General features: G+C 37.9%; 21 protein-coding genes, 2 tRNA genes and 2 pseudogenes. 1 reads left to right on the top strand and 24 read right to left on the bottom strand.

What is annotated here, in order from left to right; genetic code table 11:
• Positions 1-2: 2 nt before the first annotated feature.
• From ACFINU_RS03715 to ACFINU_RS03615, 21 genes are all read right to left on the bottom strand, one after another.
• On the bottom strand, positions 3-290 hold the full coding sequence (locus ACFINU_RS03715) for a succinate dehydrogenase assembly factor 2 (protein ID WP_375618167.1): 288 nt from the start codon (positions 288-290) through the stop codon (positions 3-5).
• Positions 291-355: 65 nt separating this feature from the next.
• Positions 356-1,036, bottom strand: a complete 681-nt coding sequence (locus ACFINU_RS03710; RefSeq protein ID WP_273791269.1) for an ABC transporter ATP-binding protein — start codon at positions 1,034-1,036, stop codon at positions 356-358.
• Positions 1,036-2,304 (bottom strand): lipoprotein-releasing ABC transporter permease subunit, encoded by a 1,269-nt coding sequence (locus ACFINU_RS03705; protein ID WP_375618168.1) that lies wholly within the window; start codon positions 2,302-2,304, stop codon positions 1,036-1,038. Before ACFINU_RS03705 ends, ACFINU_RS03710 begins: the two co-directional genes overlap by 1 nt.
• 11 nt (positions 2,305-2,315) lie before the next feature.
• Positions 2,316-3,641, bottom strand: a complete 1,326-nt coding sequence (proS, locus tag ACFINU_RS03700) for a proline--tRNA ligase (RefSeq protein WP_375618169.1) — start codon at positions 3,639-3,641, stop codon at positions 2,316-2,318.
• Positions 3,642-3,843: 202 nt separating this feature from the next.
• The gene (locus ACFINU_RS03695) at positions 3,844-5,520 is read right to left on the bottom strand and encodes a ribonuclease J (protein ID WP_375618170.1); all 1,677 of its coding nucleotides are present in this window, start codon (positions 5,518-5,520) and stop codon (positions 3,844-3,846) included.
• A gap of 45 nt (positions 5,521-5,565) precedes the next feature.
• Positions 5,566-6,375, bottom strand: a complete 810-nt coding sequence (locus tag ACFINU_RS03690; protein WP_375618171.1) for a biotin--[acetyl-CoA-carboxylase] ligase — start codon at positions 6,373-6,375, stop codon at positions 5,566-5,568.
• A complete protein-coding gene (nuoN, locus tag ACFINU_RS03685; RefSeq protein WP_375618172.1) occupies positions 6,375-7,829 on the bottom strand; it encodes an NADH-quinone oxidoreductase subunit NuoN in 1,455 nt (484 codons plus the stop codon). Before nuoN ends, ACFINU_RS03690 begins: the two co-directional genes overlap by 1 nt.
• Positions 7,830-7,846: 17 nt before the next feature.
• The gene (locus ACFINU_RS03680; RefSeq protein ID WP_375618183.1) at positions 7,847-9,316 is read right to left on the bottom strand and encodes an NADH-quinone oxidoreductase subunit M; all 1,470 of its coding nucleotides are present in this window, start codon (positions 9,314-9,316) and stop codon (positions 7,847-7,849) included.
• Entirely contained in the window at positions 9,316-11,280 is a 1,965-nt protein-coding gene (nuoL, locus tag ACFINU_RS03675) for an NADH-quinone oxidoreductase subunit L (RefSeq protein WP_375618173.1), read from the bottom strand. The genes ACFINU_RS03680 and nuoL overlap by 1 nt, the downstream gene beginning before the upstream one ends.
• Before the next feature lie 6 nt (positions 11,281-11,286).
• Complete coding sequence (nuoK, locus tag ACFINU_RS03670; RefSeq protein WP_273791275.1) at positions 11,287-11,595, bottom strand: NADH-quinone oxidoreductase subunit NuoK; 309 nt, start codon at positions 11,593-11,595, stop codon at positions 11,287-11,289.
• Positions 11,596-11,609: 14 nt separating this feature from the next.
• Positions 11,610-12,230 (bottom strand): NADH-quinone oxidoreductase subunit J, encoded by a 621-nt coding sequence (locus ACFINU_RS03665; protein WP_375618174.1) that lies wholly within the window; start codon positions 12,228-12,230, stop codon positions 11,610-11,612.
• Between the two features lie 94 nt (positions 12,231-12,324).
• On the bottom strand, positions 12,325-12,816 hold the full coding sequence (gene nuoI, locus ACFINU_RS03660) for an NADH-quinone oxidoreductase subunit NuoI (protein WP_375618175.1): 492 nt from the start codon (positions 12,814-12,816) through the stop codon (positions 12,325-12,327).
• A gap of 14 nt (positions 12,817-12,830) precedes the next feature.
• The gene (nuoH, locus tag ACFINU_RS03655; protein ID WP_375618184.1) at positions 12,831-13,877 is read right to left on the bottom strand and encodes an NADH-quinone oxidoreductase subunit NuoH; all 1,047 of its coding nucleotides are present in this window, start codon (positions 13,875-13,877) and stop codon (positions 12,831-12,833) included.
• Between the two features lie 22 nt (positions 13,878-13,899).
• Positions 13,900-15,969: an NADH-quinone oxidoreductase subunit NuoG gene (gene nuoG / locus ACFINU_RS03650; protein WP_375618176.1), complete on the bottom strand. Its 2,070-nt coding sequence runs from the start codon at positions 15,967-15,969 to the stop codon at positions 13,900-13,902.
• A gap of 68 nt (positions 15,970-16,037) precedes the next feature.
• Complete coding sequence (nuoF, locus tag ACFINU_RS03645) at positions 16,038-17,342, bottom strand: NADH-quinone oxidoreductase subunit NuoF (RefSeq protein WP_375618177.1); 1,305 nt, start codon at positions 17,340-17,342, stop codon at positions 16,038-16,040.
• 166 nt (positions 17,343-17,508) lie between these two features.
• Positions 17,509-18,162, bottom strand: coding sequence for an NADH-quinone oxidoreductase subunit NuoE (nuoE, locus tag ACFINU_RS03640; protein WP_375618178.1), 654 nt, complete (start codon positions 18,160-18,162; stop codon positions 17,509-17,511).
• Positions 18,162-19,352 (bottom strand): NADH-quinone oxidoreductase subunit D, encoded by a 1,191-nt coding sequence (locus ACFINU_RS03635; RefSeq protein WP_375613457.1) that lies wholly within the window; start codon positions 19,350-19,352, stop codon positions 18,162-18,164. The genes nuoE and ACFINU_RS03635 overlap by 1 nt, the downstream gene beginning before the upstream one ends.
• 120 nt (positions 19,353-19,472) lie before the next feature.
• Positions 19,473-20,084 (bottom strand): NADH-quinone oxidoreductase subunit C, encoded by a 612-nt coding sequence (locus tag ACFINU_RS03630; protein ID WP_375618179.1) that lies wholly within the window; start codon positions 20,082-20,084, stop codon positions 19,473-19,475.
• A 14-nt stretch (positions 20,085-20,098) separates the two neighbouring features.
• A complete protein-coding gene (locus ACFINU_RS03625) occupies positions 20,099-20,680 on the bottom strand; it encodes a NuoB/complex I 20 kDa subunit family protein (RefSeq protein WP_375606831.1) in 582 nt (193 codons plus the stop codon).
• Positions 20,671-21,036 carry an NADH-quinone oxidoreductase subunit A gene (locus ACFINU_RS03620; protein ID WP_005773599.1) on the bottom strand — a complete coding sequence of 122 codons (366 nt, stop codon included), beginning with the start codon at positions 21,034-21,036 and terminating at the stop codon, positions 20,671-20,673. The genes ACFINU_RS03625 and ACFINU_RS03620 overlap by 10 nt, the downstream gene beginning before the upstream one ends.
• 298 nt (positions 21,037-21,334) lie before the next feature.
• Positions 21,335-21,411 (bottom strand) — tRNA-Asp (locus tag ACFINU_RS03615).
• Between the two features lie 173 nt (positions 21,412-21,584).
• Here ACFINU_RS03615 and ACFINU_RS03610 point away from each other — a divergent pair.
• Positions 21,585-21,657: transfer RNA gene (locus ACFINU_RS03610), tRNA-Val, on the top strand.
• Between the two features lie 29 nt (positions 21,658-21,686).
• On the opposite strand, the pseudogene ACFINU_RS03605 reads toward ACFINU_RS03610, so the two are convergent.
• The 3 genes and pseudogenes from ACFINU_RS03605 to ACFINU_RS03595 form a co-directional block, all read right to left on the bottom strand.
• A pseudogene (locus tag ACFINU_RS03605) lies at positions 21,687-22,129 on the bottom strand (XRE family transcriptional regulator).
• 49 nt (positions 22,130-22,178) lie between these two features.
• Positions 22,179-22,568, bottom strand: a complete 390-nt coding sequence (locus tag ACFINU_RS03600) for a hypothetical protein (RefSeq protein WP_375618180.1) — start codon at positions 22,566-22,568, stop codon at positions 22,179-22,181.
• A 251-nt stretch (positions 22,569-22,819) separates the two neighbouring features.
• A pseudogene (locus ACFINU_RS03595) lies at positions 22,820-23,824 on the bottom strand (filamentous hemagglutinin); the annotation flags it as partial.

Here is a 23,824-nt window from a genome sequence, read left to right as displayed (position 1 = left end):
GATTAATAACTTAAGCAAGTACGATAATTGGCAATATCACGGAAAAGTGGACTATCAACTTCAGAGGGGGGCAAAATTTCTCCAGTAATCCATGTGAGTAAATCACGATCATCAAAAGACATAATATACTCAAGCTCAGAGAGCGTTTTATCATTCATCTTAGTGATATGAGCATCAACATAATGTCCAAAAATGAGATCCATTTCACGAATACCGCGATGCCATGCACGAAAAATCAATCGACGACGACGAGCATCTAATTGATTTTTGTCAACGACAAAAACTGTCATAAAAAATCTCCTTGAATAAAGTAATATAAACTATTCAATTAGTCGTATAAAGTTTTTACCTTGCTTTAAGGAAGTTCTATAATCTTTTGTTCTTTAAGTGTAATTCGACGATGCATTTGCTTAGCCAAAGCGTAATTATGTGTTGCAATAAGAGCAGAAAGACCAGACTGACGAACAAGGATAGATAAAGCTTGAAAGACATAAGCTGAAGTTACTGGATCAAGATTTCCTGTAGGTTCATCAGCCAAAAGAACCGAAGGGCCATTTGCTACTGCACGTGCAATAGCAACACGTTGTTGTTCTCCTCCCGATAACTCTGAGGGACGATGGTTCGCACGATGAGAAACACGCAGATACGTTAATAATTTGCGCGCACGATCTTCTGCTATGGATTTTTTTAATCCTGCTATCATTTGCGGTATCATGACATTTTCTAACGCTGTAAACTCTGGAAGTAAATGATGAAATTGATAAACAAAACCAATATCATTTCGTCTTATAGCTGTTCGCTCACTATCAGAACGCTTTGCACAAGAAACACCCCGTAACATCACATCACCAGCGGTTGGTTTTTCTAATAATCCAGCAATATGAAGAAGTGTTGATTTTCCAGCACCAGATGGTGCAACAAGTGCGACAAGCTCTCCACGATTAAGAATAAAATTCGCTTTATCTAAAACAATGAGAGGCTTATGACTCTCGAAAAAGTGTCTTTCAATCTCTACAAGCTCTAAAATAGCTGTCATTATTCATACCTCAAAGCTTGTACCGGATCTAGCTTAGCAGCACGCCATGCCGGAATGAGAGCAGCAAGAAACGACAAGAATAAAGCCATCATAGCAACCAAGATGGTCTGTTTCCACTCAATTTGTGCAGGCAATTTTGTTAAAAAATAAAGTTGAGGATTAAAAACGTCGACATTAAATAACCAAGATATAAAATCTTGGATATGATTAATATTCGCGGTCGCGATAACACCTAAAACTAACCCCAATATAGTTCCAATAAAACCAATCATCATTCCTGTAATGATAAATATACGCAAAATCGTACTCTGTTGAGCCCCCATCGTGCGTAAAATTGCAATATCATGACTTTTATCTTTTACAAGCATAATCAGCCCTGAAATAATATTTAAAGCAGCAACAAGAACGATCAGAGAAAGAATGAAAAACATAACATTTCGTTCAATCTGTAAGGCTGAAAAAAAAGCCTGATTGCGTGTACGCCAATCAATTAAATAGACCTGTTGATCAACAGCTTTTTCTACAACAGGTTTTATTTGATCAACAGCATCAGGATCATTTAGAAATAATTCTAAAGACTGAACCTTATCTCCCAAATTAAAAAACATTTGTGCTTCATGGAGAGGCATAAAGATAAATATTGAATCATATTCAGACATACCAACTTCAAAAATAGCAACGACTTTATAAGCTTTCACACGTGGGGTAACGCCAAAAGGAGTCTCATCACCATCTGGAGTAATAATACGAATATCTCTTCCAACTGTCAGTCCTAATTTTTCTGCTAAGCCACTTCCAATTGCAACACCTTCTTCTTGATCAAACCGAGAAATCGATCCTAATTTAATATTTTGAGAGACTGTTTTAAGCTTTTCTAGATCTTGTTTGCGCATACCACGAACTAACGCGCCAGAGCCACCTTGAACTTCACCTTGAACAAGCGCTTGACCTTCAATAACAGGTAAAGCAAACTTCACACCATTTGTAGTTTCTAAAGAAGAAATAAGAGTCTTATAATCAGAAAAACCAGAATCAACTGTTTGAATAATAAGATGCCCATTCATACCAAGAATACGATTGAGAAGTTCTGTACGAAAGCCATTCATCACCGCCATAACAACAACCAGAGCAAATACGCCCAACATAATCCCAATAAGAGAAATAATTGAAATAACAGATGCAACGACATGTTTTTTATTGGGAATCATATAACGAAAAGCGATCATCCACTCATAAGATGAAAAGCATTTGTTTTTCAGCCTCTTCATAATATTTCCTATTAAATTATAGAAAGTTGGCTGAGCACATCTTCAACCTTTAGAGATTTTTTTATTCCTGTTTTTCGATCTTTAATTTCAACTTCATTTTGTGCAATGCTGTTAGGACCAACAATGATTTGCGTTGGCAAACCAATCAAATCCATTGTTGCAAATTTTGATCCAGGACGTTCATTTCTATCATCTAATAACGGATCAAAACCGACCTTCTTTAATCCCTGATAGAGAAACTCACATACCTGTGTGCATTTTTCATCATCGGGCTTCATATTGATAATCCCAAAATCAAACGGTGCCATCGACTTTGGCCAAATAATACCATTTTCATCATGAGAAGCCTCAATAGCGGCCGCAACAAGACGCGAAGGTCCAATACCATAAGATCCCATAGAGACCACATGCTCTTTTCCATCTTGTCCCATAACTTTTGCTCCCATTGGAGCGGAATATTTAGTACCAAAGTGGAAAATATGCCCTACTTCAATACCACGCGCTGAAAGACGATTATGATCAGAAACTTTAGCCCACTCCTCTTCATTATGCATTTCTTCCGTTGCTGCATAAAAAGATGTCCATTGCTTAACAATATCATCTAAAACAGCTTTATCACTAAAATCGATTGAACTATCTGGAACGGTAAGTTCAAGAAATTGTTTATCACAGAAGATAGCACTCTCTCCTGTTTCAGCCAAAATGATAAATTCATGACTGAGTTCCCCCCCTATTGGACCTGTATCTGCACGCATAGGAATTGCTTTTAAGCCAAGGCGAGAAAAAGTGCGTAAATAAGCAACAAACATACGATTATAAGATGTTTCAGAGCCTTCATAATCAAGATCAAAAGAATAAGCATCTTTCATTAAAAATTCTCGTGCTCGCATCACACCAAAACGTGGACGAATTTCATCACGAAATTTCCATTGAATATGATATAAATTAAGCGGAAGATCTTTATAAGAACGAACATAAGAGCGAAAAATATCTGTTACCATCTCTTCATTGGTTGGACCATAAAGTAAATCACGCTTTTGACGATCTTTAATGCGGAGCATTTCCAAACCATAATCATCATAACGACCGCTTTCACGCCAAAGATCAGCAGACTGAATTGTAGGCATCAATATTTCTATTGCACCCGCACGTTCTTGCTCTTCACGAATAATTTTACAAACTTTATCAAGCACTTTTTTTCCCAAAGGAAGCCAAGAATAAATCCCTGATGTTTGTTGTCGAATCATTCCAGCGCGCAACATGAAGCGATGAGAAACAATTTCTGCTTCTTTAGGATTCTCTTTTAAAAGTGGAAGGAAATATTGAGAAAGACGCATTGAAATAATTAACTCCTAATCAGATCTATCATATCGGACAATTTATCACACCCTCTATTCATCTATAGCCGCATTCTGAATACTTGCAAATATAACGATCTTATCATTTAAAAATTTATTGTGCTTTATTCTCTATTTTTCTTATTTAGCAATAAAATAAAAATGCTCTTCTCTTTTTAAATAACGTAATAGGAAAGTTCTTTTATTTTGACCGATGTAAAAAAACTGTACAGATAGGTTTTTTTTGCCAAATTTCATGAACAGCCGCTCTTACTGCACGTCGTGTTGCCTCTCGAATAAGTTCATTATCTTTCTGTTTCATGCGTGGGATATTATAAACTGTATTTTCTACGATATCTAAAAGAATATCTTTTAAACTTTCCCCCTTTCCATTACTTTCAGGTAACCCGAATGTTGTTAGACCTATATCCCCTAATAATTCATGCTTACTATTTATATGGAGAGAAATAGTAACATGACCAGCATAACTTAGTTTTCGGCGTTCACGAATCCCTAATTCATCTTCATCTCCAATTAGGCAACCATCCTTATAGATGCGTCCAACAGGAACTTGATCAACAACCTTCACAGGCTCTGGTGCAAGACGTAACATATGGCCATTTCTGATATCCATAACAGTTTTAATACCTGCTTGACGTGCTAAAGTTGCCTGAGCCTTAAGATGCATTGCTTCCCCATGTACAGGGACAAGTATTTGTGGCTTTATCCAATCATACATCTGTAAAAGTTCTGAACGACGGGGATGACCTGAAACATGAACAAGTGCATCTTCATTCGTAATAATTTTAATACCCAAATCAATGAAACGATTTTGTACCTCAATAATCGCTTTTTCGTTTCCTGGAATACTTCGTGATGAATAAATAACGGTATCACCAGCGGAAAGTGCAATATTTTTCATTCCATCACGTGACAGTTTAGCTAAAGCAGCACATGGCTCACCTTGGCTCCCTGTGACAATTAAAACAAGATCTTTTCGCGAGATGTAGCCATAATCATCTTCCGTTACAAATGGTGCTAAACCATTCATATAACCAAGCTCTTGTGCAACCATAATACTTCGCTTAAGGGAACGCCCAATGACAAGCACTTTACGTCCAGCAGCTTCAGCTGCAAGAGCAATAGAACGTATCCGACCAATATTAGAAGAAAAAGTTGCTATCGCAACGCGCCCTTCAGCTTTGGAAATAATCTCTGAAAGACTGGCTTGAACTTGCTGTTCTGAAGGAGAGATACCATCCCGACATGCATTTGTAGAATCACAAAGTAATGCTAAAACACCTTTTTTGCCTAAAGCACGAAATCTTTTTTCATCGGTTACAGCCCCGAGTGGAGGAGTATGATCAATTTTCCAATCACCAGTATGAATCACGGTCCCCAAAGAAGTTGTAATTGTTAAAGATACAGATTCTGGTATTGAATGGTTAACGGCTATAGCCTCTATAGCAAAGGAACCTACCTGAAAACAATCACCAGCTTGAAAAATATTGAGTAAAATTTTTTGAGATTCAAAATCTAATTGTTTTTTAGTTTCCAATAATCCTGCCGTAAAAGGCGTACAGTAAATTGGCACTTGTAACTTTGGACATAAATCAAGAACGGCCCCATAATGATCTTCATGTGCATGTGTTAAAACAAGACCCCGTATATTATGTTTTTCACTTTCTAGAAAACGAATATCAGGAAAAACAAGATCGACACCTGGTAATTCAGAACCAGCAAAACTAATCCCCATATCAACTAGCAGCCATTCACGAAGATTTTGGGGACCAAATCCGTAAGCAGCTAAATTCATCCCTATTTCACCTACACCTCCCAGAGGTAAAAAAACAAATTCACATCTATTGGCTGCAACCATAAACATCTCCCAAATCATTAAGGTATCTGATGATAAAATAATTTTTTAATAACGACCTGCATTAACAGAAGCAGCCGAACCAAAATGAACATCTCCAGCTGTTATAATGGCTGTCTGACCATTTTTTTGCTTTATGATGCAGTTAAAATCACTATCAAGACCATCAAAAACACCCTCAATGACTTTTTCATCATTCACCACTTTGACATATTTTCCAAGATGAGCGGAATATAAAAGCCATTTTTTTCGGATTATTTCACATCCTTTTGGTTGTTTCCAAAGAAGGTAATTTTTAGAAAAACACTCCGTCAGAACCGTAAATAATTGTTCTGCATCAATACGCAAACCGATATTCTTTAAGCTTGAAGTGGAATAGGGTGCATCTTCATAATTATATTTCACATTTATTCCAATACCAATAACCAAGGCATATTGTTGTGATGACAATTTTAAAATCTCAAGCAAAACTCCAGAGCTTTTTTCTCCTCTGAGCAAAATATCGTTTGGCCATTTTAAGCTCACAATATTGTTTGTCTGTTTTTCCTCTTTTATCAATTCTTTTATTGCCTCTGCCACACTTACTCCAGCAACAAAACCAAGTTGAGCCGCAGTTTGATGAACAATATCATCAATTAATAAAAGACTAGAATAAAGGTTCCCTTTTGGACTAGACCAAGTCCTCCCTCTTCTTGCTCTTCCCTGTGATTGTTCTTGTGCAACAATCCAAAGATTACCTTGATGACCAGTTTGCGCTTTTCGTTGCGCAATGAGATTTGTTGAATCAACACTATCGTACGCTTCAATAGTGTATCCCTGTTTTTGTGCAAAATCTGATAAAGTATAAACCATATTCATTAAAACAATACTGTTGCTGCTTTTTCTGCTAGCTCAGCGAACCAAACTCCAAAAAGCGCGTAAAATAAAATAAAGAATACAGAAAGACCAAGACAAAATTGAAGCTCTTTAGATAAAGCAACAAAATGCGCTTTTGCATCATCAAACCACATAATTTTAATGACTCTCAAATAGTAAAAAGCCCCAACGACAGACGCTATCATCCCAACGACAGCAAGTGGCGTAAGTCCAGCGTGGACAGCAGCAGAAAATGTATACCACTTTCCAAAAAAACCAGCCATAGGAGGTATGCTTGCTAAAGAAAAAAGCTGTATTGTCATCACAACAGCCATAAACGGATTCGTCTTTGCTAACCCTGAAAGATCATAAATATTTTCAACATTTCCATTCTGAGAGCGCATTCCAAGAATAAAGGCAAATGAACCAATCGTCATTCCAAGATAAATAGTCATATAAAGGATAACGCTTTTTATCCCAAGCATATCTCCAGCAGATAAACCAACAAGTGCATAACCCATATGACTGATCGACGAATAAGCCATTAAGCGCTTAATATTATTCTGACCGATTGCAGCAAAAGCACCCAGTATCATTGATGCAATCGCCATGAACACCAAAATTTGTTGCCATGCAGGCATCACGTTATCAACACGCCCTATGGGAATAAAGGTCACCACAATAATACGGATGATTAAAGCCATTGCAGCAACTTTAGGGGCACTAGCAAAAAATGCTGTAATCGGTGTGGGCGCTCCTTCATAAACATCAGGTGTCCACATATGAAACGGAACAGCAGAAATTTTGAAAGCCAAACCAGCTAAAATAAAGACAATTCCAAAAATAACCCCCAATTGTACATTTTTATCTTTTAAAGCAAGAGCAATTTCGTGAAAACCAATTTGACCGGTAAAACCATAAAGCAAAGAAATACCATAAAGAAGCAACCCTGAAGATAATGCTCCTAAAACAAAGTATTTTATACCGGCTTCAGAAGATTTTACATTATTACGATTAATCGCTGCTAAAACATATAAAGCTAAAGATTGCAGCTCTAACCCCATATAAAGCGACAGCATATTACCCGCTGAAATCATAAACATCATTCCAAGGGTTGCTAAAAGAACAAGTACCGGAAACTCAAATATATTAAACTTTTGTGCATTGGCAAAACCAACAGACATGATAAGAGAAAAGAGTGCACCAATAAGCATTAAAATTTTCATATAACGACTAAAGGAATCGATAACGAGCGCATTGGTTTGAAATGAACCATTTTTCGGAAAAATTATAAGAATAATAATGGTTGCCACAAGAAGTGCTATGGCTAAACCTGTCACTGTTAAAGAAGCACGTGTATTGGAATAAACACCAATCATAAGCAGCACGACAGCTCCTAATGCAATTAAAAGCTCTGGAAGAATTAAGACTAATTGCGCTATTATTTCAGTTTGCATGTGCATTCTTCCCTTATCTAGTGCAGTTTATTGATGAGGGTTTCTACAGAAAACGCCGTTGCCTTAAGAATAGGCGTTGGATAGATACCAAAGAATATTGTAAGAATAATCATTGGATAAAGGAGAAATTTTTCTCTTAAAGAAAGATCTATTAATACTTTTAAATTCTCTTTATCCAAGGAACCAAAAACCACACGCCGATAAAGATAAAGGGCATAGGCTGCCGATAAGATAACACCTGTTGTTGCTAAAACAACAACCAATTTATTTACTTGAAAAACACCTATTAAGGTTAAAAATTCACCCAAAAATCCTGAGCTTCCAGGCAAACCAACATTTGCCATAGTGAAAATTAAGAAAACAACAGCATATTTAGGCATATTATTCACTAAACCACCAAACGCTGAAATTTCACGTGTATGCAAGCGATCATAGATAACCCCAACACAAAGAAACAACGCTGCTGAAACAATTCCATGGGACAGCATCTGATAAATAGCCCCTTGTATCCCCTGTTCATTCGCAGCAAAAATACCCATCGTTACATATCCCATATGCGCTATTGAGGAATATGCAATAAGTTTTTTGATGTCACTTTGAACAAGTGCAACCAGTGATGTATAAATAATAGCAATAAGCGATAATGTGAAAACAAAAGGCGCAAAATCTGCTGAAGCGATAGGAAACATCGGCAAAGAAAAACGAAGAAAACCATACCCACCTAATTTGAGCAAGACACCAGCTAAAATAACGGAACCCGCTGTCGGTGCTTCTACGTGAGCATCAGGGAGCCATGTATGAACTGGCCACATTGGCATTTTAACTGCGAAAGAAGCAAAAAATGCAAGCCATAACCATATTTGCATATGAGCAGGAAACTGATAATTGAGTAAAGTTGGTATATCAAGTGTCCCAGCCTCCCAATACATAACCATAAGAGCAACCAGCATAAGCACTGAACCAAGTAAAGTATATAAGAAAAACTTTATACTTGCATAAACACGACGTACTCCTCCCCATACACCTATAATGATAAACATTGGAATGAGGCTGCCTTCAAAAAAAACATAGAATAGCATTGCATCAAGAGCACAAAAAACACCAATAATCGCAACTTCTAGAAGAAGAAACGCAATCATATAGGCTTTTAATCTCTCTTTAACATTCTCCCAACTTGCTAAAATACAGAAAGGCAAAAGAAAAGCCGAGAGAACAACAAAAAGAATAGAAATACCATCGACCCCCATATGATAGCTAATACCACCCCCTAACCAACTAGATTTTTCAACCATTTGAAAATTTTGGTTGCTAGGATCAAATCCTATCCAAATAATTAAAGAAATAATAAAAACAAATAGAGTCGTAAAAAATGCGACATTACGTATATTATGGCGTGCTACTTCACTATCATCTTTGATAAACAAAATCAGAAGAACACCAACAAGCGGCAAAAATGTAACCGTAGAAAGAATAGGCCAATCGGTCATTAGTTTACGCCCCCGATCATCATCCATGTAATGAGCAATGCAACGCCGATAAGCATTGCAAATGCATAGTGGTAAAGATAGCCTGTTTGCATTCGAACAACTCTATTTGTAATATCAACAACACGCGCTGCAATACCATTGGGACCTAGACCATCAATAATCTTACCGTCTCCCACTTTCCAAAGAAAAGAACCAATTCTAAAGGTAGGACGAACAAATAAAAAGTTATATAATTGATCGAAATACCACTTTTGGTAAAGAAAATGATACACTCCTGGCATAATACGCGCCATTTTCTTGGGAAGAGAGGGAGCCGCAATATAAAATAAATAAGCCAACATAAATCCAAGAATCATTGCTATAAAAGGCGACCATTTTACCCAATTAAAAACATGGTGGGCATCATGAAGAATGTGATTATGGCTGCTTGTAAATAATGCTCCCTTCCAAAAAGCATTATACAAATCACCAAAAAAGTAAGGTTGGAAAACGACACCAGAAAATATTGCTCCAATAGATAAAAGAAAGAGTGGAATCAACATAACTGGAGGCGATTCATGAACATGATGCATCACATCAACTGTTGCCCGTGGTTTACCATGGAATGTCATAAAGATAAGTCGCCATGAATAGAAACTTGTTAAAAAGGCAGCAAAAACAAGAAGATAAAAAGCATATCCTGAAGCAATATTATGAGATGCAAAAGCAGACTCTATAATCGCATCTTTTGAGAAAAAACCTGCAGTCCCGAAAAGTGTTCCTGGAATTCCAACACCAGTCAAGGCAATGGTCCCGACCATCATCATCCAATAGGTGACCTTTATATGTTTGCGTAACCCACCCATTTTTCGCATATCTTGTTCATCAGATACAGCATGAATCACAGAACCTGCACCAAGAAACAATAAGGCTTTAAAAAAAGCATGCGTAAAAAGATGAAAGACAGCAGCGCCATAAGCTCCAACACCTAATGCCACAAACATATAACCAAGTTGAGAGCATGTAGAATAAGCAATAACACGCTTAATATCATTCTGCACCAACCCCACAGTTGCTGCAAAAAACGCTGTTGTTGCACCAACAACAATAATCACGGTCAAAGTAGTCGAAGAAAGTTCAAAAATTGGCGACATACGTGCAACCATAAAAACACCAGCCGTTACCATTGTAGCGGCATGAATAAGCGCTGATACAGGAGTTGGACCTTCCATTGCATCAGGCAGCCAAGTATGTAAAAGAAATTGTGCGGATTTTCCCATCGCACCAATAAATAATAAAAGACATGTAATGGTAATTGCCGTCTGCCCATCAAATTGCCAATCTAAAAATGTCATATTTTGTATAAAGCTCTTGTCGGCAGCTTTTGCAAAAATAGAGGTAAAATCAACCGATTGGAACAAAACAAAAATACTAAAGATTCCTAAGAGAAAACCAAAGTCTCCAACACGGTTAACTACAAAAGCTTTCATTGCGGCCTTATTAGCAGAATCGCGCTGAAACCAAAAACCAATGAGTAAATAAGAAGCAAGTCCGACACCTTCCCATCCAAAAAACATCTGAATCAAATTATTGGATGTGACCAACATAAGCATCATAAATGTAAACAAAGAAAGATAAGAAAAAAAACGAGACCTTGAAGGATCATGATGCATATAACCAATTGAATAAATATGCACCAATGCCGAAACACTGTTTACAACAATAAGCATGACAGCTGTTAATGCATCAACATGTAAAGCCCAATTAAAGCTTAAGTCACCAACAGTCATCCAATGTAATACCAATACATCAATCGCTGGAATATGACCAAGTGCAATACTGAAAAATGCTATCCACGATAATATGGCAACAACAACCATAAAGCTACATGTTATCAATTCACTCGCACGATCTCCTATCATTTTTCCACCTAGTGCAGCAATTAAAAAACCCAAAAGCGGAAGAAAGACAATCGTATAATACATCACTGGTTAGCCTTTCATTACATTAACATCTTCAACCGCAATGGAACCACGATTACGGAAAAAAACGACCAGAATTGCTAAACCAATGGCAGCTTCAGCAGCTGCTACGGTTAAGACAAATAAAGCGAATACCTGACCAACGAGATCATGAAGAAATGCTGAAAATGCAACAAAATTGAGATTAACTGAAAGCAATATAAGCTCAATGGACATCAAGATAATAATCACATTTTTTCTGTTGAGAAAAATTCCAGCAATACCAATTGTAAACATTAAAGCAGAAACAGTGAGATAATGTGTAATATCAATATACATCTGCATAGCCCCCCTTACATACCTTTGCCTGATTCAACTTGTTTGATTTCAATGGCACTTTCTACCGTTCTAGAAACTTGCTCGGCAATAGATTGCCGCTTTACTCCTAATTTATGACGAAGTGTTAAAACAATAGCTCCAATCATTGCAACCAATAAAATCATTCCAGCAATTTGAAAATAGAAAACATAATCCGTATAGAGAATATCACCTAATGCTTGTGTATTTGTTTGCTGCGCTAAATCTGGCATTGGTTGCGTAACATGCGTTCTCAAGACTGGAGAAAAATAGCTACTCATAAAAACAACAATCAATTCTACAGCGATAATAACACCAATAAGAGCTCCAATAGGAGCATACCGAAGAGTTCCACTCTTTAACTCAGCAAAATCAACGTCAAGCATCATAACGACAAATAAAAATAAAACAGCGACAGCTCCAACATACACAACAAGCAGAATAAGCCCTAAAAACTCTGCTCCTGCAAGTAAAAACAAAGCTGCTGCATTAAAAAATGCGAGGATTAAAAACAAAACAGAATGCACTGGATTGCGTGCTGTAATAACAATAACTGCACTTGTTAGCATAATAAAAGCAAACAAATAGAAAAATGCCGCCGCTAGATCTGTTAGCATAGGCTTCTCCTTAATTATTCAAACAATTGGTATAAACTTCATACCAGATTACAATTTATCGGAAAAATATCCGACACCTCATTTAACGATACACTTAACGATAAGGCGCATCCATCAATATATTTCGAGCAATTTCTCGCTCCCAGCGATCTCCATTCAATAAAAGTTTTTCTTTATCATAATAAAGTTCTTCACGTGTTTCCGTCGCAAACTCAAAATTTGGACCTTCGACAATAGCCTCAACCGGACAGGCTTCTTGACAAAAACCACAGTAAATACATTTAACCATGTCTATATCATAACGGACAGTTCTACGTGTACCATCATTGCGCCGTGGCCCAGCTTCAATTGTAATCGCTTGAGCAGGACAAATCGCTTCACATAATTTACAAGCAATACACCGTTCTTCACCATTTGGATAGCGACGCAATGCATGCTCACCGCGAAAACGCTGAGATACAAAACCTTTTTCATAAGGATAATTAATCGTAGGTTTTGGTGAAAAAAATTGACGCATAGCTAAGAAAAAAGCACTCATAAATTCCAATAGAAGAAGTGACTTTGCCGCCTGAATAAAACCTGACATCGTAAAATCTCCTCTTAAACGAAATCCGTAAACTTTAAAAAAGCAGCAGTTATCACAACCATTGCTAGTGAGAGAGGAAGAAAAACCTTCCAACCAAGCCGCATAAGCTGATCATAGCGATAACGTGGAACAAATGCTTTGACCATAGCAAACCAAAAAAATACAAAACAGACTTTTAAAACAAACCAAATGATACCAGGAACCCAATTAAGCCACCAAACATCTAAAGGAGGCAGCCAACCGCCTAAAAATAGAATAGTTGTTAATGCGCACATTAAAACAATCGCAACATATTCACCAAGAAAAAAGAGCATGTAAGGCGTTGAAGAATATTCAACCATATGACCAGCAACAAGTTCAGATTCTGCTTCCACCAAATCGAATGGAGGACGGTTTGTCTCTGCGAGCGCAGAAATAAAAAATATAATAAACATTGGAAAAAGGACCAACCAATTCCAATCGAGAAAGCTGTTAAAAGGAAGACCAAGAGTTGTACCAATTCCAGAACTTTGTTTATGAACAATTGTTGTGAGATCCAACGAACCACTTATTAAAATGACAGTCACAAGCACAAAACCAATGGAAACTTCATAAGAAACCATTTGTGCCGCCGAACGAAGAGCTCCTAAGAAAGGATATTTTGAATTTGATGCCCATCCCCCCATAATAACACCATAAACTTCAAGAGATGAAATGGCTAAAATATAAAGCAAACCAACATTAATCTTTGCAACCTCCCAACCCTCATTGACAGGAATAACAGCCCAAGTTGATAAAGCAAGTGTCGCTGAAACAAAAGGAGCCAAAAGAAAAACACCCTTATTTGCACCTGCAGGGATAATAGGCTCCTTAACAACAAATTTAATTAAATCTGCAAAAGACTGTAACAAACCCCATGGTCCAACAACGTTTGGTCCACGACGCAATTGTACCGCTGCCCAAATTTTTCTATCTGCATAAAGAAGATAAGCAACTAAGACCAAAAGAACGACCAAAAGAAGAAGTGTTTTTCCGATTATAATGAGTAATGGCAACAGCCAAGTCATAAAGAAATCATACATCATTATTCCTTTTCCTTTGCCCTTACTTTACTGTTTGTGTAGCATGGTTTTTTGCAAGAGATGAACATTCAGCCATAACAGCAGAAGCACGTGCTATCGGATTTGTTAAATAAAAATCTTTAACCATAGAAGTAAATGCTTGACTCTCGAGAGAAACCATTTTTGAACCAAGCGCCTTAAGACCACTTATATCAGAAGGCACTATACCATCAACAGCACAAAGGTGTGGATAATCGTTAAACAAGCATTGCCTTAATTGAGAGAGAGAATCAAAAGGGAGCTTTTGTCCTAAAATATCCGATAAAGCACGCAAAATAGCCCAATCTTCTTTTGCTTCACCTGGAGCAAAACCAGCCCGATTTGTCATTTGAACACGTCCTTCTGTATTCACATAAAGCCCTGATTTTTCAGTGTAAGCAGATGCAGGCAAAATAACGTCAGCAGCATGTGCACCATTATCACCATGGCTCCCAATATAAACTGTAAAAGCTTTTGTATTGGCTAATTCTACTTCATCAGCACCAAGCAAAAATAGAACTTCACAGGTTTTAAGTATATTTGCAACCCCAAACTTAGAAGTAAAGCCTATGTCCAACCCTCCAACAATCGATGCTGCATTATGAAGAACCCCAAACCCATTCCATGTCTCACTAAGAGCACCAATATTATCAGCTAATTTAGCAAGACTTTTTAAAACAGATAAACCTTCATTTCCTGAAACCGCTCCCTCTCCGATAAGAATAAGGGGCCTCTTCGCTTCTTTTAAGACATTAAAAAAAACATTCTCACCACGAATAAGTGTCGTTAATGTATCACTCCCAGATCCAAGGTAAGAATAAGGATAACGTAAATCGACTTTCTCTCCAATTAATGCAATAGGAAAATTACCCATCCGTTGGCGCTTTAAAATACGCGCATTTAAAACAGCTGCTTCATGACGTGGATTAGATCCCACAATAAGCAGTGCATCAGCCTGTTCAATACCTACAATTGTAGGATTAAAAATATAACTCGAGCGCCCAAACTCTGGCGATAAAGCCCCCCCTCTTTGACGACAATCAAAAAGCGTTGAGCCCAAAGAACTCAATAATGCTTTAAGGGCATACATTTCTTCAACAGAAGCAAGATCTCCCGCAATAGCTCCAATTTTTTCTGGAAAAATTTTAGAGATTACCATTTTTATTTTTGCAAAAGCTTCTGTCCAACTGACAGGTTGAAGCTTTCCATCTTTGCGTACATATGGCTTATCAAGCCGCTGAGTCCGTAATCCATCCCAAATAAAACGCGTTTTATCAGAGATCCATTCCTCATTTACATCTTCATTTGTACGCGGCATAATCCGCATAACTTCACGGCCGCGGCTATCAATACGGATAGCACTACCAAGCGCATCCATCACATCAATCGATTCCGTTTTTACCAATTCCCACGGACGGGCATGAAACGCATAAGGTTTTGAAGTTAAAGCTCCCACTGGACAAAGATCAATAACATTTCCCTGTAATTCAGATGTCATAGCTTTTTCAAGATACGTCGTAATTTCAGCATCTTCACCACGACCGATCAAACCAAGCTCAGAAATACCTGCAACTTCCGTTGTAAAACGAACACACCGTGTACAATGAATACATCGTGTCATAACAGTTTTGACAAGAGGTCCAATATATTTATCTTCTACAGCACGTTTATTTTCTGTATAACGAGAACAATCTCGTCCATAAAGCATTGCTTGATCTTGAAGATCACACTCTCCCCCTTGATCACACACTGGACAATCCAAAGGATGATTAATGAGAAGAAATTCCATAACACCTTCACGTGCTTTTTTTACCATCGCCGTATTGGTAAAAATCTCAGGTACCTCACCGTTAGGCCCTAATCGTAAATCACGAACCCCCATAGCACAAGAAGCCTGAGGTTTTGGAGGACCACCCTTAACCTCAACTAAACACATACGACAATTTCCAGCAATTGACAAAGATTCATGAAAACAAAAACGTGGAATTTCTACCCCAGCCGCCTCAGCGGCCTGAAGCAACGTGTAGTAATCAGGAACTTCAATCTCTTTGCCATCAACTTTGATATTTATCATCACCCATCCAACCTGCGGATAACCCACTTAAAATTTGCATTCGGTTGCTCTTAAAACAAAATCCTTTATTAAACCGCTTCTAAAGCAATATTTTTGCTTTGGACTACATTTCGCGTGTATTCATCAATTCTACGCTCGATTTCCGGACGAAAATTACGTATCAACCCCTGTACAGGCCATGCGGCAGCATCACCAAGCGCACAAATAGTGTGTCCTTCAACCTGTTTAGACACTTCAAACAAAAGATCAATCTCACGTTTTTGCGCTCTTCCCTCAACCATACGCCCTAAAAGACGCATCATCCATCCCGTCCCCTCACGACACGGTGTACACTGACCACAACTCTCGTGCTTGAAAAAAGCAGCTATACGCCAAATTGCCTTGATAATATCGGTTGATTTATCCATAACAATCATTCCCCCTGTGCCAAAAGAAGACCCGACATCTCGCATTCCATCAAAATCCATGATCGCATCGATCATATCCTCACCACGAACGACTGGACAAGAAGCCCCCCCTGGAATAACTGCTAAAAGATTATTCCATCCACCACGAACACCACCCGTATGTTTTTCAATTAATTCACGGAATGAAACACCAAGAGCATCTTCAAATGTACAAGGTGCATTAACATGCCCTGAAACCATAAATAATTTCGTTCCAACATTATTTGCTCGTCCGATTGATGAAAACCACGAAGCCCCCCGCCGCAAAATCGTTGGAACAACGGCAATAGACTCTACATTATTTACTGTTGTTGGACAGCCATAAATCCCCATATTGGCAGGAAATGGTGGTTTAAGCCGAGGTTGTCCCTTTTTTCCCTCAAGACTTTCAAGAAGAGCTGTTTCTTCACCACAAATATAAGCACCCGCTCCATGATGAATAACAATATCACAAGCATGCCCATATTTCGTTTTTTTGCCAAGTAAACCCGCATCATAGCATTCATCAACGGCAGCTTGAAGCGCTTCACGTTCACGAATATATTCACCACGAATATAAATAAAAGCAACATTGGCTCCCATAGCAAAAGTAGCGATTGCACATCCTTCAATCAAAGTATGGGGGTCATGACGTAAAATATCACGGTCTTTACAAGTTCCAGGTTCAGATTCATCGGCATTGACAACTAAATAATGAGGACGCCCATCATTCTGCTTTGGCATAAAGGACCACTTCATTCCAGTAGGAAAACCAGCACCACCACGACCGCGTAAACCCGATTCCTTCACTTCATCAATGATCCAATCACGACCTTTGTCAATCATTTCTTTCAGACCATTCCAATGCCCACGCAACATCGCAGCCTTTAATGATTTGTCTTTTAAACCATAAATATTGGTGAAGATACGATCTTTATCAGCTAGCATACCCCACCTTTTTTTCTATTACCCATAGCATTTTCCGCTTTTCCTCAAATGCAATTTTTAAATATCTTTTCAAGACTTCTTACTTTTCGTTAAATGTTGCCATCATGGGTAGAATAATAAAATATTTTCTCAAGAAAAATACTTAATTATGTTCCCCATTCTTTCCTTATCCTTTTTTGGTAAAAACTTGAGAGATCTTTTTTTCTTTCTCATCATCAATAAGAGAAGTTAAACCACTAATCGGTTCCGACGATTTACGACTATTTTGCGGACCAACCGCTATCTCAGAACCCTTCCCTGCTTCAAATGCATCAATAATTTCTTCAAGGCGTTCAGCTGTAAGATCTTCATAAGTATCTTTAAAAATCATAACCATCGGAGCATTCACACAAGCACCTAGACACTCTACCTCTTCCCATGATAAGGTTCCATCCTGATTGGTCGCAAAAGGTTCATGATGAATTTTTTTCTGACAAACTTTAATCAATTCATCAGAACCACGTAACATACAAGGCGTTGTACCACAAACTTGAATATGCGCTTTTGTTCCAACAGGCTTAAGCTGAAACTGAGTATAAAAAGTCGCAACTTCTAAGACACGGATATAAGCCATGGAAAGAATCTGAGCAATATGCTCAATCGCAGCACGTGTCACCCAACCATCTTGCTCTTGAGCACGCATTAATAATGGAATTACAGCAGACTGCTGACGCCCTGCAGGATATTTTTTTATGGTATTTTTTACCCATATCTGATTTTCTTTTGTAAAAGAAAACTCAGCAGGCTGATAAACATCATCTGCAAGACGGCGTACGGACATTAGCGATCAACCTCCCCAAAAACAATATCAATCGAACCCAAAATAGCTGTAGCATCTGCTAACATATGACCTCTGGTTAAAAAATCCATAGCTTGGAGATGAGCAAACCCAGGAGCACGCAACTTGACACGATAAGGCTTATTGGTTCCATCAGAAACAAGATAAACACCAAACTCACCCTTCGGAGCTTCCACAGCAACATATACTTCTCCAGGAGGTGTATGAAAACCTTCCGTATAGAGTTTAAAGTGATGAATCAGTGCTTCCATCGAGCTTTTCATTTCACTCCGCGTCGGTGGTACAATTTTGCGATCCAAGCTCGAAACCGGTCCATTTTTTTCAGTACTCAGTAAACGCTCCACACATTGGCGCATAATTTTCGCTGATTGACGCATTTCTTCCATACGAATAAGATAGCGATCATAACAATCGCTATTTTTACCTATAGGAATATCGAATTCCATTTCATCGTAACATTCATAAGGCTGACTTTTACGCAAATCCCATGGAACACCAGCTCCACGAATCATAACCCCAGAAAAACCACGTGCCCAAGCTTCATCAATACTTACAACACCAATATCCACATTACGCTGCTTAAAAATCCGATTTGGGGTCACAAGCGCATCAAGTTTTCCGAGAGAAACAAGAAATGGATCAATAAAATCACCAATATCCTCAACTAAAGATTCTGGTAAATCTTGATGCACGCCACCAGGACGAAAATAATTTGCATGAAGACGAGCACCACAGGCACGCTCATAAAAAATCATCAATCTTTCACGTTGCTCAAATCCCCAAAGCGGTGGTGTTAAAGCACCAACATCCATTGCCTGTGTCGTTACATTAAGCAAATGATTAAGAATACGCCCAATTTCAGAAAACAAAACACGTATTAATTGCCCTCTTTTAGGAACTTTTATATCTAATAACTTTTCAATAGCAAGAACAAAAGCATGTTCCTGATTCATAGGAGCAACATAATCCAAACGATCTAGATAAGGACCAGCTTGGAGATAAGTCTTTGTTTCCATTAATTTTTCAGTACCGCGATGCAACAACCCAATATGTGGATCTACACGCTCAACAACTTCACCGTCCAGCTCCAGAACCATGCGCAAAACCCCATGCGCGGCAGGGTGCTGCGGACCAAAATTGATATTAAAGTTTCGAACATTGACCTCAGCCACAATCAACCCCTTGCTTTTTAAAAAACTTCATATCAAATATCAAAAAATCTATCACGCTAAAAAATATTTAATTATTTAAGAAATACAGTACTTTAATATAATGCCTTATCAAAACCAATATTATTTTTTTTCATCTGCTTTCCCATCACATGGCAAAGTATACTGTCCTCCTTCCCAAGGAGAAAGAAAATCAAAATTACGCATCTCTTGGCGCAAAACAACAGGCTCATAAATCACCCTCTTTGCTTCATTATCATAACGGCATTCAACAAATCCTGTCACAGGAAAGTCTTTGCGTAAAGGATATCCTTCAAATCCATAATCTGTTAAAATCCGTCTCAAATCCGGATGTCCTGAAAATAAAATCCCATACATATCATACGTTTCACGTTCATACCACTCTGCGCCAGGATAAACCGTACAAGCTGAAGCAACAGGAGTATTTTCATCCGTACGAACTTTTACACGTAAGCGTAAATTCTCACGAGGAGATAACAATTGGTAAGAAACATCAAAGCGCTTATTGCGAAAAGGATAATCCACACCACTAATGTCTGTAAGATTAATAAATTGACAGCGAGAATCATCACGAACAAACATTAAAACATCAATAATTGCATCAAGACGTGCCACAATGGTCAATTCACCAAAAGCAAGAACAGTCTCTTCAAGCTTATTTTTTAATTTGTTTTCCAAATAAGCAGCAAGCTCAACCAATGTTTCATCCACCATGACAAGAAAACTCTCTATCGCTCTATGGATCCGGTACGACGGATTTTTTTCTGTAGCAACAATATGCCGTATAATAATGCCTCTGCTGTAGGTGGACACCCTGGGACATATATATCGACAGGCACGATACGATCACATCCCCGCACTACTGAATAGGAATAATGATAATATCCCCCACCGTTTGCACATGATCCCATAGAAATCACATAACGTGGCTCTGGCATCTGATCGTACACTTTTCTTAAAGCAGGAGCCATCTTATTTGTTAGAGTACCTGCCACCACCATCACATCTGACTGGCGGGGTGAAGCTCGTGGTGCATATCCAAAACGCTCATTATCATAATGAGGCATTGAACATTGCATCATTTCGATAGCACAACAAGCCAAACCAAAACTCATCCACATTAAAGAACCGGTACGTGCCCAAGTAATCAAAGCATCTGCCGAGGTAACTAAAAAACCCTTATCTGACAATTCAGCATTGATATCACGAAAAAACTTATCGTCAGATCCTATCAGCCCACCAGTATTTGGATCAATGATTCCTTTTGGTTTTGGAGCCTCAATCGTTGAATTATTAGATCTTAATTCCATTCAAGGGCTCCTTTTTTCCATTCATATATAAATCCAATAGTCAAAATCGCTAAAAACACAATCATCGACCAAAAGCCAAACATACCTATTGATTCGAATGAAACAGCCCAAGGAAAAAGAAATGCAACTTCAAGATCAAAAATAATAAATAAAATTGATACCAAATAGAAACGAATATCAAACTTCATGCGTGCATCACTAAATGAATTAAACCCACATTCATAAGCCGATAATTTTTCAGGATCGGGGGAACGATATGCTACAATGTAAGGTGTAATCAACAAAACTCCAGCAATAACCGCTGACACAATAATGAAAATCAAGACTGGCAAATAAGAGCTCAATAAATAAGCCATAACCCTCTTCCATCGTAACGAAATGCCTGATTTTAACACAATGATTCAATATTGCGTGACCAAACAGACAAATTTAACAATCGCTCTATTAACTCTATTCATACTGCTTCAAAGGCATACAGAGCGATACTTTTCTTATCGGCATAGGTAACGCAGAGCAAAGAAAGACGCAAGCCCTATTCTTATAAACCATATAAAAAGAAAGAAAAAACATATTTATTCCCCAATCAAACACTCCACCACATTACTCATAGCATATGGATATTTTAAAAAGGAAATTTTATAAGGAATCACGAAATGGCGCGAGTGACGGGGCTCGAACCCGCGACCTCCGGCGTGACAGGCCAGCACTCTAACCAACTGAGCTACACCCGCGCATTTTTTTCGAACCAATTTAATTTGGTACAAGCGGTCGTGTAAGGGGTTCATGCGTTTATGTCAAGAAGGATTATGCATTTTTAAAAAAAAATATCAAATCCTATCTTTATTCTTGCGTTTAGAAAAATTTTTCCTTAAAGAGTTTCCATTCAATTGCTGATCATTGCATTGGGCGATTAGCTCAGCTGGTAGAGCGCCTCGTTTACACCGAGGATGTCGGGAGTTCGAGTCTCTCATCGCCCACCGTATGGCTTTATATTCTTATTCAGTTATTAATTCTTCATATATTTTTTAAAGATTAAGGGATGCCTAAATAAAGTTAGGGGAATATGGTTTTTACTCTTTCCTTTACAAAGCGCATTCTTTTTGCCAGCTTTCTCTAACAATTTTTTAATAGTTCTAAATCTTCTTGTGAAATAATGTTTATCAGTCTAGCAAACATACCAACAGCTTCACATCTAAATGTATCAGAAGACTTTATAGTGAAACTTTTACAACAAGAATTCGATTCTCTTTTCAAAATTTCTGCTACCTCTTGATCTAAATCATAGAGTCCAATGATCTTTTCTTCCATGCCAATAGGTAGAGATTTTTTGCTAATCTCTACAGAAGATAAAAATGATACAGATATGTCTAATCTCTTAGCCATATCTAAGAAACGTTTGGAGTGATCAATACGAAGTTTGCGTAAAGTTTTACAAAAGGGTGTTAGCATTTAAATAAAACTCGTAAGAGTATAAGCTTTACGGCATAAACTGAGAAAATTATCCACCAATAATATGTTTCACGCAATCCGCAATGTGATTTACTTTCTTTGCATTAGCAGCAACTCCATTAAATTTTTTTATAATCCAATCAGCTCCTATTCCAAGGTGTGTAATCCATGTTTTTTGAACAATAGGCTCAACAGCCCTCACAGTTTCTTCAGAAGATGTAGTTAATTCCAGAAATCTTTTACAAACAATTCGAGACGCTTCAAAATCATTTGCTTCATTACGTACGGTAAACAAATTATCCAAATTATCATCGTTAATAAGATAAGGGGAATGCTTCGAATAAATTACTTTATTGCCCTTTATGCTCGATAAAGTTTGTAAGGAGCTTAATATTTTTCTCTGTGGATGAATATGTAAATTATTTGCTGACTCATCCAATAAAAAAATTATTCCATTTTTGCTTCTATACCTGCGAACTTCTGTAAGGACTTTAAAACAAAAAAATCAACTAACCCCTTTACTTCTCTCATGTAAATAAAAAAAGAGGTTATTTGCTTTAATTTGTAAACAATAATCTACAAAACTACTATTAGATTTTTCTATTATACAATCATCAAAAAAGCTCTTCCCTTCAGTAATATCCACCCAACCTTCCTTCACTACTGTCTTCAAATAACCATTGATCAATCCTATACGCTGCTTAACAGCATCGTTGTCATCACAATCAACAATATCTTCCTGAAAACCAATACCAAGATTTTTTTCTTATTTTGTACTCGATTGGATGAGCCATAAACATACCGACATGCTTGGCTCGCATCTCCAAGGCAAGTATGAGGATTGTAAGGATTTGTGAACATATTCCACCATTCTTTCCACATGTTACTGCCAGCAGGTATTGTCTCGTAGGTATAGCCATTACCGCCAATCCATCGGCTGACAAAGTCATATCTATTCCCATCAAAACCAACAATGGTTTGTTTGCTATCACTCACATACCCTAACAGACCGGATGCAACTAAAACATTAAAGGCTGGTCCATAGAGATTGATAGTCGTGTTTTCGTTGGCTATCCCATGCACACCTTCTTGTTTGAAAGAATTCAGCATATTCCCCAATGTCATTGTCCCGCGACTATGTCCATAAAGTTCTAACCCTGTAAGACCATAGCTATACATCAAATCTTTTGCTTCTTGTGTGGAATTGTTCAAACCCCAAAAGTTATTTTCCATAAACTTCTGATAGCCCGCGACTAGAAGTTCTGAGATAGCAGAATCAGCTTCTGGGAACACCACAAAATAAAGCGGTTTATTTTTATCCTTCGCATGTTGCTCTGCATAAACAGCAGCTTCATAGAGTGGTGTAAAGATGCCATTAAAGGACACATGCACTTTGCCATCAGAGCCTTCTTGCAAATGCTGCTTTTCTTCATCCGTTAAATAATGAAACTTAGGTATTTTTTGTCCACGAGCGTCTTCTATAGGCTCTCCATTTGCATCTATTTCATAGATTGTATTACCCTGTTCATCACGATCCACCACGGCGATGGGGTGCTCTTTGATAAACATGGTTTTATAGGAGTCATCGCTGTATTTAAACCCTTCTTCTAAAAGTTGGGTTGCCATTTCACGATTTTCATGGACGATTTGTTCCAGCTTGCCTGCATCGAGCTGTTGTACACCCTTATGGGCGGT

This window comes from Bartonella sp. AC130YNZD (genome assembly GCF_042196865.1).
In the GTDB taxonomy this organism is placed as follows: Bacteria; Pseudomonadota; Alphaproteobacteria; order Rhizobiales; family Rhizobiaceae; genus Bartonella.
The sequence above is the reverse complement of the archived record's forward strand: the minus strand, read 5'-3'. Positions and strand labels throughout refer to the sequence as shown.